We start from the raw sequence: 11,379 nt of genomic DNA, 5'->3' as shown, positions 1-11,379 counted from the left end.
GGGGTGGCTAACGAGATTCGAACTCGCGACCACCGGAATCACAATCCAGGGCTCTACCAACTGAGCTATAGCCACCATTGTTTCTTTTTGCCAATTTCTCGCTTACCGAAGTAAGAGACCGGATGGCGCGCCTGAAAGGATTCGAACCTTCGGCCTTTGGCTCCGGAGGCCAACGCTCTATCCAGCTGAGCTACAGGCGCATGCCCTGTCGGCGGAGTGGAATAATACGTATATCACCCAATGCCGTCTAGTACTTTTTTAACTTTTTTTTCTGTTTGGTCTCTTTTTCGACAGTTAATATGTGATAAACCCCTTATTTGAGTACTACAACCCGCCACAGCTTATAAGTTGTTGTTTATTGCAACAACTTATCGGGATATAATCACCCATTATTTACATTGGTTTAACAGTTGCTCTTTGCTGGTTAAAGCCAAAACACCCTTCCAACACTATAAATTGGTAAGCATGTACTTACCTTGGGAATGTAAAGTGAGTTTAATGGATATGTCTCGTCGAATTTTAAGCGTTGTCATCGCAGTTTTAACCTTTTCAACTGGCGCAATGGCTGCAGGCCTTAGCGAAGCAGAGCACGATGCAATTGCTGAACGCATCAAACCAGTTGGCCAAGTTTACCTAGTCGGCAGCGAGCCAGTAGCCGCAGAACCAACAGGCCCTCGTGATGGCGCAGCAGTTTACGGTACCTTTTGTATCGCTTGTCACGCATCTGGCGTAAGTGGCGCACCTAAAACAGGTGATGCTGGTGACTGGGGTCCTCGTATTGCTCAAGGTCGCGACATCCTAGCTGACCACGCAATCAACGGTTTCAATGCGATGCCAGCGAAAGGTTCATGTATGGACTGTTCAGACGACGAAATCAAAGATGCTATCGAGCACATGATTGCCGGTCTGTAATTTACCGATCTATAATTAAAAATGCCAGATTCAAAAAAGGTGACCTCATGGTCACCTTTTTTATTGGCTTCTATATAGTGCTATTGAAGTAGGGCATTACTTCTTGTTGAACATCGCTCGAATATTCGCAATGTGCGCCTGCCCTTTTTCCATTCTTTCTTCAGCAGATTGAGGCTTCTTAACGCTTTCCCACTCCACATCATCGTGCGGCAGCTCGTCTAGAAAGCGGCTTTGTGTTGGCTTAATCAATTCACCATATTGACGACGTTCACGACACTTAGTAAAAGTCAGCTCTTTCTGCGCTCGAGTAATCCCCACATACATAAGACGACGTTCTTCTTCTACGTTGCCTTCATCAACACTGGTTTGGTGCGGCAAGATGCCCTCTTCTGCTCCCATCAGGAATACATACGGGAACTCTAGGCCTTTCGATGCATGCAATGTCATTAATTGGACTTGATCTGCATCGTCATCATCCTCACCACGCTCCATCATATCGCGCAGCGTTAAACGTTGAACCACCTCGCGCAGGGTTTTCTCTTCTTTGTCGTAGTTGTCACCCTCAAGATCGGCCACAATCCAACTATAGAGATCAGAGACGTTCTTCATTCGCATTTCAGCGGCTTTCGGGCTCGCTGAGGTTTCGTACAACCAATCTTCGTAGTTGATGTCACGAACCAAAGAACGAACGGCTTCAACCGTGTTGCCACGCTCTGCATTATCTGAGATACGAACAATCCAGTCACCGAAACGGCGTAGATTTTCTAAACCACGCCCTGTCAGTGTCTGCTCTAAGCCCATCTCAAAGCTGGCTTCAAACAGGCTCTTACCACGCATATTGGCGTAACTGCCTAATTTCTCAAGCGTCACCGGACCAATCTCACGACGCGGTGTGTTTACAATACGTAAGAAGGCGTTGTCATCATCAGGGTTCACCAACACACGTAGGTAAGCCATGATGTCTTTAATCTCGGCTCTCGCAAAGAAAGAGGTACCGCCAGAGATCTTGTAAGGCACACGGTTCTGCATCAAGGCTTTCTCTATCAAGCGAGATTGGTGGTTACCACGGTAAAGCACTGCGTAATCTTTATATTCAGTACGGTTCAAAAACTTATGAGCGATGATCTCACCGGTAATACGCTCGGCTTCATGCTCTTCATTCTTAGCGTTCAGTACCTTGAGCTTTTCACCGTCTGGGATCTCTGAGAACAGTGACTTTTCATAAACGTGTGGGTTGTTGGCGATCAAGATGTTCGCCGCACGTAAGATTCGACTGGTTGAACGATAGTTTTGCTCGAGTTTGATCAAACGAAGATTCGGATAGTCCTCACCCAACAACACCAAGTTTTGCGGTTTTGCACCACGCCATGAATAGATAGATTGGTCATCGTCACCTACTACCGTCAAGCGACCACGCTCTCCCACCAGTAAACGAACCAACTCATATTGGCTGGTGTTGGTATCTTGGTATTCATCGACCAGCAAATAACGGATACGCGACTGCCAGCGCTCACGCACCTCTTGATTGGTTTTCAGTAGTAATACCGGCATCGCAATCAGATCATCAAAATCGAGTGCGTTGTATGCCTTCATCTGCTTCTGGTACATCTCAAAACAGAATGCAAACAACTGCTCTTGTTCGCCTTGAGCACGTGCTTTCGCCTGATCTGGCGTCAGCATGTCATTTTTCCAATTCGAAATGGTGCTCATTAAAGCGCGCAGCAAATCCTTATCACCATCAATCTGTCTCTCTGTTAGCTCTTTTAATAGCGCTAACTGGTCTTGGTCATCAAACAGAGAGAAGCCCGCTTTCAAACCTAGCGCTTTGTATTCACGACGAATGATGGTTAAGCCCATGGTATGAAAAGTCGAAACAATCAGCCCTTTCGATTCGCCCTTACCTAGAGTTTGCCCAACACGCTCTTTCATCTCGCGTGCCGCTTTATTAGTAAAGGTCACCGCTGCAATATTGCGCGCCTTATAGCCACACTCTTGAACCAAGTAAGCAATTTTATTGGTGATAACACGTGTTTTACCGGATCCAGCGCCCGCTAATACTAAGCAGGGGCCCGAAACATATTTCACGGCTTCATCTTGTCTTGGGTTCAGTTTCATTTGAGTCTCAGTTTGGTCTAGAGGGGCGAATTCAATTGCGCGCCTATAATAATGCTGCAACAGCACGAATGCTACGTTCTCTTATACAAGATTTTTACGCTGATTATGTAAAACTTTGTTGCACATGTGTGTGGTTATTAGGCTATAATGAATGAACGTTCATTCATTGGTGATTGAAATATGACAACTCATGCACCTCGGGATAAACGCCAGCAAATACTTTCTGCAGCTGAAAAGCTAATTGCAGAGGTCGGTTTCCAAGGCCTTTCAATGCAAAAATTAGCCAAAGAAGCGGGAGTGGCTGCAGGCACTATCTATCGCTACTTCGATGATAAAGAGCATTTGATAGAAGATGTTCGAATGCTCGTGACTCAAAGAGTAGCTGATGCTGTTCAAGAAGGGGTTAATGATTCGGATCCAATTAAACAACGCTACCGTACTATGTGGTTGAACATATGGAACTTAGCAGGAACGAATTTAGCCGCAATAAAAAATCGGGTTCAGTATGACTCTCTACCCATCACAAATAGCCTAAACTTCAGGGAACTAGAACGTAAAATGTTTGCCCAAGTTGAGCTGCTATTTAATGAGGGGAAAGAACAAGGATTGTTTAAACCACTTAACAATGAAGTATTAGGTGGATTGAGCTTGGCGGCTAGTGTTTCTCTAGCACGCAAGCATTCTTTAGGATTTTACCAACTTGATGAGGCAGAACTAGAATCTGCAATCGAAGCCAGTTGGGACGCAATAATTAAACACTAGATCGGAGTTTTGACCATAATGAAAAAGTGGACTTTCTTCATGTTACTCATCGCTGTACTACTTTTCGGCAGCGTTATTGGGTTTAACATGTTCAAACAACAAAAAATTGCTGAGTATATGGCCAACCGCCCTGAACCAGAGTTTCCAGTAACGGTAACTGAAGTTCAGCCGATCGACTGGGTTCCAGTGATTGAAGCTATCGGCTTCATCGAACCTAACCAAGGTGTGACACTAGCGAACGAAACCAGCGGTGTTATTGACCAGATCTCTTTCGAATCAGGTACTGATGTTAAGAATGGTCAGCAACTGGTACGTCTTGACTCTGACGTAGAGAAAGCAAACCTAAAGAGTTCTGAAGCTCGTTTGCCTGCTGCGAAAGCAAAGTACAAGCGTTACCAAGGTCTATTCAAGAAAGGTTCTATCTCTAAAGAAGCGTACGATGAAGCAGAAGCAAACTACTTCTCTCTATCTGCTGACATTGAAAGCCTAAAGGCATCGATCGAGCGTCGTGAAATTCGCGCGCCATTCGACGGTACTGTTGGTATTCGTAACGTATACCTAGGCCAATACCTACAATCGGGTACCGATATCGTTCGTTTAGAAGATACCAGTGTCATGCGCCTGCGCTTCACGGTTTCTCAAACAGATATCTCTCGAATCAATGTTGGTCAGGCTATCGACATCTTTGTTGATGCTTACCCAGAGACACCGTTTGAAGGCTCTATCAGTGCAATTGAACCCGCAGTAAGCATCCAAAGTGGTCTTATCCAAGTTCAAGCAGACATTCCAAATAATGATGGCAAGCTTCGTAGCGGTATGTTCGCTCGCGCTAACATCATTCTGCCTAAACTAGAGAACCAAGTAACTCTGCCTCAAACAGCGATTACTTTCACTCTATACGGTGACAATGTTTACATCCTGACTGAAGAAGACGGCGTTCAACGTGTTGCTCAACATGTTGTAAAAGTAGGTGAGCGTACAGCTGATATTGCACACATCCTTGAAGGTGTTAAAGCCGGCGATACGGTTGTAACTTCTGGCCAAGTACGTCTAAGTAACGGTGCCAAAGTTAAGGTTGTTGAAAGTGATGCAATCACTCCACCATCTGAAACACCTAAGCTGTAACTGGAGGCACAATGCGCTTTACTGATGTTTTTATTAAACGTCCAGTTCTAGCGGTATCCATCAGCTTTTTGATTGCGCTGCTTGGCTTACAAGCAATCTTCAAAATGCAGGTGCGTGAATACCCTGAAATGACGAATACCGTCGTAACCGTAACCACGAGTTACTACGGTGCAAGTGCTGATCTTATCCAAGGCTTTATCACCCAGCCCCTCGAACAGGCTGTGGCTCAAGCGGATAACATCGACTATATGACTTCTTCTTCTGTGCTCGGTAGCTCTACTATTACCGTTAACATGAAGTTGAACACCGACCCGAATGCGGCGCTGTCTGACATACTGGCCAAGACTAACTCGGTGCGTTCTCAGCTTCCTAAAGAAGCCGAAGATCCAACCGTAACCATGTCTACCGGTTCAACGACGGCTGTACTCTACATTGGTTTTACCAGTGATGAGTTGGTGTCGAGCCAAATTACCGACTATCTAGAGCGTGTAATCAACCCGCAACTATTCACGGTAAATGGTGTTTCTAAAGTTGACCTATATGGTGGTATGAAATACGCACTGCGCGTGTGGCTAGATCCATCAAAAATGGCGGCGGTAAACCTAACTGCAACTGACGTTATGGCGGTATTGGATGCGAACAACTACCAATCAGCTACGGGTCAAGCAACGGGTGAATTTGTTCTTTATAACGGCAGTGCCGACACGCAAGTATCGAACACTGAAGAGTTAGAGAACTTAGTCGTTAGAAGTGGTGAAGGTGAGATTATTCGTCTGTCTGACATCGCTAAGGTTTCTCTAGAGAAAAGCCACGACGTTTACCGTGCAAGTGCAAACGGTCAGGAAGCGGTTGTTGCAGCAATTAATGCGGCACCAAGTGCGAACCCAATCAACATCGCTGCAGATGTACTTGAGCTTCTTCCTCAACTAGAGAAGAACCTACCAAGCAACATCTCTATGAACGTAATGTACGATTCAACCATTGCGATTAACGAGTCAATTCAAGAGGTTATCAAGACCATTCTTGAAGCGGCATTAATCGTATTGATCGTAATTACCTTGTTCCTAGGTTCATTCCGAGCGGTACTGATCCCTATCGTTACTATCCCACTGTCTTTGATTGGTGTGGCAATGGTAATGCAGGCAATGGGCTTCTCTTGGAACCTGATGACGCTACTGGCAATGGTACTCGCCATCGGTCTGGTGGTAGATGATGCGATCGTAGTACTTGAGAACGTCGACAGGCATATCAAGCTCGGAGAGTCCCCTTTCCGCGCGGCGATCATCGGTACTCGTGAAATTGCGGTGCCTGTTATCGCAATGACACTAACGCTAGGTGCGGTATACGCTCCAATCGCGATGATGGGTGGTATCACGGGCTCGCTATTTAAAGAGTTCGCATTAACCCTAGCCGGTTCTGTATTTGTATCGGGTATCGTGGCACTAACGCTATCACCAATGATGTGTTCAAAAATGCTAAAAGCTCACGCTGAGCCGAGCAAGTTTGAGCAGAAAGTTCATAGCGTTTTGGATGGTATGACTAACCGTTACGAGCGTATGCTTGGTGCGGTTATGAATCACCGTCCAGTGTTCATTGGCTTTGCGATCATCGTATTTGCAAGCTTGCCGATGCTGTTTAAGTTCATCCCTAGTGAATTAGCACCTTCAGAAGATAAAGGTGTAATCATGCTGATGGGTACTGCACCATCGAATGCAAACTTAGACTTCATGCAAAATACCATGAACGATGTAAACAAAATTCTGTCTGATCAGCCAGAAGTGGCTTACGCACAGGTATTTACAGGTGTGCCTAATGCAAACCAAGCGTTTGGTATCGCATCTATGGTGCCTTGGAGTGAACGTGAAACGAGTCAATCAGAAGTAGCAAACCGTGTAGGTGAGCTTGTTAAAGATGTTCCAGGAATGGCAGTAACCGCCTTCCAGATGCCAGAACTACCTGGTGCAGGTTCAGGTCTTCCAATTCAGTTTGTTATTACAACGCCAAACAGTTTTGAGAGCTTGTTCCAGATCACCACTGACATTTTGACTGATGTAGCGACAAACCCACTGTTCGTATACTCGGATCTCGATCTGAACTACGACTCAGCAACGATGAAAGTACACATCGACAAAGATAAAGCGGGCGCATACGGCGTGACCATGCAAGATATCGGTATCACGCTAGGTACCATGATGTCAGATGGCTACGTAAACCGTATCGACTTGAATGGTCGTTCTTACGAGGTTATCCCTCAGGTTGAACGTAAATTCCGTTTGAACCCAGAATCGATGAATAACTACTACGTACGTGCTGCGGATGGCAATGCTGTACCACTAGGCAGTTTAATTACGATTGATGTTGTGGCAGAGCCTCGCTCTCTTCCTCACTTCAACCAATTGAACTCAGCTACGATTGGTGCAGTACCTGCTCCAGGCGCTGCAATGGGTGATGCAATTGCATGGTTTGAAGACACGGCGGCGAATAAGCTTCCAAGTGGCTACAACCACGATTACATGGGTGAAGCACGCCAATACGTAACTGAAGGTAGCGCACTTTACGCGACCTTTGGTCTAGCACTGGCTATCATCTTCTTGGTACTGGCGATTCAGTTTGAATCTCTGAAAGATCCACTGGTTATCATGGTATCTGTACCACTGGCGATCTGTGGTGCCCTAATAGCTCTGGCCTGGGGCGCGGCAACGATGAACATCTACTCGCAAGTAGGTTTGATCACCTTGGTCGGCCTAATTACCAAGCACGGTATCTTGATCTGTGAAGTTGCAAAAGAAGAACAGTTGCATCATCACAAGACTCGTATCGAAGCGGTAATGGAAGCTGCGAAGGTTCGTCTTCGTCCAATCTTGATGACTACAGCTGCGATGATCGCGGGTCTAATCCCACTGATGTACGCAAGTGGTGCGGGTGCAGCTCAGCGCTTTAGTATTGGTATCGTAATCGTTGCAGGTCTAGCGATTGGTACTATCTTCACGCTATTTGTACTGCCAGTAATTTACAGCTACTTGGCTGAAAAACACAAACCTCTACCTGTATTTGTTGAAGACAAAGATCTAGAAAAGCTAGCTCGCGTCGATGAAGCAAAAGCAGCACACAGAGAATTAGCTGATAATAAGTAATCGCTAAGTCGTATTAACAATAAAAAGGCTACTTCGGTGGCCTTTTTTTATACGCCATAGGCGACATCTCAAGTGTGATTAAATAGAATAGTGGTAAATATTCAGGAGTTTTAATTGATATGTTTGATCCAAAAAAACTAGAGCAGATTGCTAAACAGATCCACGATTCTATGCCTCAACCAGTAAAAGAGCTTGGTTCAGACGTAGATCAAAAAGTTCGCCAGGTTATCCAAGGCCAACTAAACAAGCTAGACGTTGTGAGCCGTGAAGAGTTTGATGTTCAAACACAAGTACTACTGCGCACTCGCCAAAAGCTGACTGAAATGGAACAAAAGCTAGCGGACTTAGAAGCAAAGATTGCCGACAAGTAAGCGTAAAGCAAGAAAACTGAAAGGGTTGGTGTGAAAGCACCAACCCTTTTGTATTTCTGAGGATCAATCAAGAACTGCAAGTCGACGAAGACCTATCAAGCAATGTTCATTCAATTGACTTATAAGTCTATGTTCCTAAAAGCAAAAAGGCTTGGTCAACGGCGACCAAGCCTTTCTATTAGATGTTGTGTTGCTTATTTATAACTCCAACCAGTAAGGAGCTAATGATACTGCTTCGCTTTTTCTGCAAATTTGTCAGTATCTAAGAGACTCATTAACCGCCTACAGCGATACGCTTCATGTCGCTCATGTAGCTACGTAGCTCTTCACCAATGTACTCTACAGGGTGGTTACGAATAGCTTCGTTAACTTCAATTAGCTTAGCGTTATCAACTTGGTTAGATGTTTCACCTAGACCACGGCCGATTACGTCTGTCGCTACTGAAGGCATGAACTTCTCACGTAGTAGCGGTGTTGCTACGTTAGCGAATAGGTAGTTACCGTACTCAGCAGTATCAGAGATTACAACGTTCATTTCGTAAAGACGCTTACGAGCAACTGTGTTTGCGATTAGTGGAAGCTCATGTAGAGACTCGTAGTAAGCAGACTCATCAATAATGCCTGATGCCGTCATAGCTTCGAATGCTAGCTCAACACCAGCACGAACCATAGCAACCATTAGGATACCGTTGTCGAAGTACTCTTGCTCTGAGATTTCTACGTCAGAAGCTGGGTAGTTTTCGAATGCCGTTTCGCCTGTCTCTTCACGCCAGCCTAGTAGGTTCACGTCATCGTTCGCCCAGTCAGCCATCATTGTGCTAGAGAAGTGACCAGAGATGATGTCATCCATGTGCTTGTTGTAAAGCGGACGCATTAGGTCTTTAAGCTCTTCAGAAAGCTCAAACGCTTTAACTTTAGCTGGGTTAGATAGGCGATCCATCATGTGAGTTACGCCACCAAACTTTAGTGCTTCAGTAATCGTTTCCCAACCGTATTGTAGAAGTTTGCCTGCGTAGCCAGGTTCGATGCCATCAGCGATCATCTTCTCGTAAGATACGATAGAACCAGCTTGTAGCATGCCACAAAGGATTGTTTGCTCACCCATCAGGTCAGATTTAACTTCCGCTACAAAAGAAGACTCTAGGCAACCAGCACGGTGACCACCAGTACCTGCAGCCCAAGCTTTAGCGATATCCCAACCTTCACCTTTAGGATCATTTTCAGGGTGAACAGCGATAAGTGTTGGTACACCGAAGCCACGCTTGTACTCTTCGCGAACTTCAGAACCTGGACACTTAGGTGCAACCATTACTACAGTAAGGTCAGCACGTAATTGCATGCCTTCTTCCACAACGTTAAAGCCGTGAGAGTAACCAAGAGCAGCGCCTTGCTTCATTAGAGGCATTACTGTTTCAACAACGTTTGTGTGTTGCTTATCAGGAGTAAGGTTGATTACTAGGTCTGCTTGAGGGATTAGAGTTTCGTAGCTACCCACAACAAAGCCGTTTTCATCAGCATTTTTGAATGATTGACGCTTTTCATCAATTGCCGCTTGGCGTAGAGCGTAAGATACGTCTAGACCAGAATCACGCATGTTTAGACCTTGGTTTAGGCCTTGAGCACCACAACCAACAATTACGATTTTCTTACCTTCAAGGTATTCAGCTTCTGTCGCGAATTCTTCACGATCCATAAAGCGGCAACGACCTAATTGGTCTAGTTGTTCACGAAGGTTTAATGTATTGAAATAGTTAACCATTCTAGGGCACTCCTTTAAAAATAAGTCCGTAAGGTCGATATCTCTCTATCGAATGACTTCATACTAAAACAGACACTCCGTTGCTGAAAGTGATATATTCACAATTAGTTATTGCAATAAATGCAACATGGAAACGATCGCAGAACATGAACATAAAATCTCTACAATTATTTATACATTTATGCGACAGCAAGAGTTTCAGCAAAACCGCTGCTGCTATGCACGTCAGTCCTTCAGCGCTGAGCCGTCAGATACAAAAGCTTGAAGAGGAAACAGGACAAGAACTGCTAATCAGAGACAACCGCAGTGTTGATCTGACCCCAGCAGGAAAACACCTATTGCCTGTAGCATTGAGCATTGTGGGAGAATGGCAGCAATATAACCTTCATCTGAAGGGCGGAGAGCAAGAGCTTAAAGGTGAGATACGTATATTTTGTTCAGTAACGGCTAGCTACAGTCACCTACCTGAACTCATAACCGAATTTAGGGCTATTCATCCGTATATTGAATTTAAGCTCTCTACTGGCGATCCAGCACAATCCATCGACAAGATCTTAAACGATGAAGCGGATATCGCTATCTCAGCAAAGCCAGACATCCTTCCTTCAAGGTTAGAATTCGAGACCATCAGCGATATTCCACTGTCAGTCATCATTCCATCTGGCGTGAGTAGCTTTAGCCAACAGCTGCAATCTGATAAACCAAACTGGAATGAAGTGCCTTTTATCATCCCAGAAGCAGGAACTGCCCGAGAACGTGCGAACGCATGGTTCAAAAAGATGAAGATAAAACCCAATATTTACGCTCAGGTATCAGGGCATGAAGCGATCGTCAGTATGGTTGCTCTTGGTTGTGGGGTTGGTATTGCTCCAGATGTCGTCATCAACAACAGTCCGGTACGTGACAAAGTAGACCGTTTAAAGATAGAGCCAATCAAACCATTTGAACTAGGGGTGTGCTGTAAGCGTGCACAATTAGAAAACCCATTAATTAGAGCATTTTGGCAGGTCGCCGAAGGAAAGTACCTGCAAGACTAGTTACCTATAAGTGATAAATAACAGGTGTGGGGTCACAGGTAAAGAGCACGTTAGTGCTCTTTTTTGTTTTGCTAAACGACAGATATGAAAAAAGCCCGCTGATTTCTCAGCGGGCTTTTCAATGGTGGTGGAGGGATAGGGATTTGAACCCTAGAACCGCTATT

General features: G+C 45.1%; 8 protein-coding genes and 2 tRNA genes. 6 read left to right on the top strand and 4 right to left on the bottom strand.

Features of this window, described 5'->3' with window-relative positions; genetic code table 11:
• Window positions 1-2: 2 nt before the first annotated feature.
• Both MSG34_RS23980 and MSG34_RS23975 read right to left on the bottom strand, forming a co-directional pair.
• Window positions 3-75: transfer RNA gene (locus MSG34_RS23980), tRNA-His, on the bottom strand.
• A gap of 48 nt (window positions 76-123) precedes the next feature.
• Window positions 124-200: transfer RNA gene (locus MSG34_RS23975), tRNA-Arg, on the bottom strand.
• Between the two features lie 298 nt (window positions 201-498).
• Here MSG34_RS23975 and MSG34_RS23970 point away from each other — a divergent pair.
• On the top strand, window positions 499-912 hold the full coding sequence (locus MSG34_RS23970; RefSeq protein ID WP_017063036.1) for a cytochrome c5 family protein: 414 nt from the start codon (window positions 499-501) through the stop codon (window positions 910-912).
• Between the two features lie 96 nt (window positions 913-1,008).
• Here the strand turns inward: MSG34_RS23970 and rep are convergent, their stop codons facing one another.
• Window positions 1,009-3,027: a DNA helicase Rep gene (gene rep / locus MSG34_RS23965; protein WP_017061960.1), complete on the bottom strand. Its 2,019-nt coding sequence runs from the start codon at window positions 3,025-3,027 to the stop codon at window positions 1,009-1,011.
• Between the two features lie 180 nt (window positions 3,028-3,207).
• Between rep and MSG34_RS23960 the strand changes: the two genes are divergently transcribed.
• The 4 genes from MSG34_RS23960 to MSG34_RS23945 all read left to right on the top strand — a co-directional run bounded on the left by MSG34_RS23960 (window position 3,208) and on the right by MSG34_RS23945 (window position 8,419).
• Window positions 3,208-3,789: a TetR/AcrR family transcriptional regulator gene (locus tag MSG34_RS23960; protein WP_017629442.1), complete on the top strand. Its 582-nt coding sequence runs from the start codon at window positions 3,208-3,210 to the stop codon at window positions 3,787-3,789.
• Between the two features lie 18 nt (window positions 3,790-3,807).
• Window positions 3,808-4,914, top strand: coding sequence for an efflux RND transporter periplasmic adaptor subunit (locus MSG34_RS23955; RefSeq protein WP_017629443.1), 1,107 nt, complete (start codon window positions 3,808-3,810; stop codon window positions 4,912-4,914).
• A gap of 11 nt (window positions 4,915-4,925) precedes the next feature.
• Window positions 4,926-8,048 carry a multidrug efflux RND transporter permease subunit gene (locus MSG34_RS23950; RefSeq protein WP_048612411.1) on the top strand — a complete coding sequence of 1,041 codons (3,123 nt, stop codon included), beginning with the start codon at window positions 4,926-4,928 and terminating at the stop codon, window positions 8,046-8,048.
• Window positions 8,049-8,167: 119 nt separating this feature from the next.
• On the top strand, window positions 8,168-8,419 hold the full coding sequence (locus MSG34_RS23945; RefSeq protein WP_009848085.1) for an accessory factor UbiK family protein: 252 nt from the start codon (window positions 8,168-8,170) through the stop codon (window positions 8,417-8,419).
• Window positions 8,420-8,693: 274 nt separating this feature from the next.
• Here the strand turns inward: MSG34_RS23945 and ilvC are convergent, their stop codons facing one another.
• Entirely contained in the window at window positions 8,694-10,178 is a 1,485-nt protein-coding gene (gene ilvC, locus MSG34_RS23940) for a ketol-acid reductoisomerase (protein WP_248339607.1), read from the bottom strand.
• A gap of 146 nt (window positions 10,179-10,324) precedes the next feature.
• Here ilvC and ilvY point away from each other — a divergent pair, with 146 nt between their 5' ends.
• Entirely contained in the window at window positions 10,325-11,215 is an 891-nt protein-coding gene (gene ilvY, locus MSG34_RS23935) for an HTH-type transcriptional activator IlvY (protein ID WP_048612410.1), read from the top strand.
• The last annotated feature ends 164 nt before the right edge of the window (window positions 11,216-11,379 follow it).

Source organism: Vibrio sp. 1CM2L (genome assembly GCF_023161695.1).
GTDB lineage: Bacteria > Pseudomonadota > Gammaproteobacteria > Enterobacterales > Vibrionaceae > Vibrio > Vibrio coralliirubri.
The sequence above is the reverse complement of the archived record's forward strand: the minus strand, read 5'-3'. Positions and strand labels throughout refer to the sequence as shown.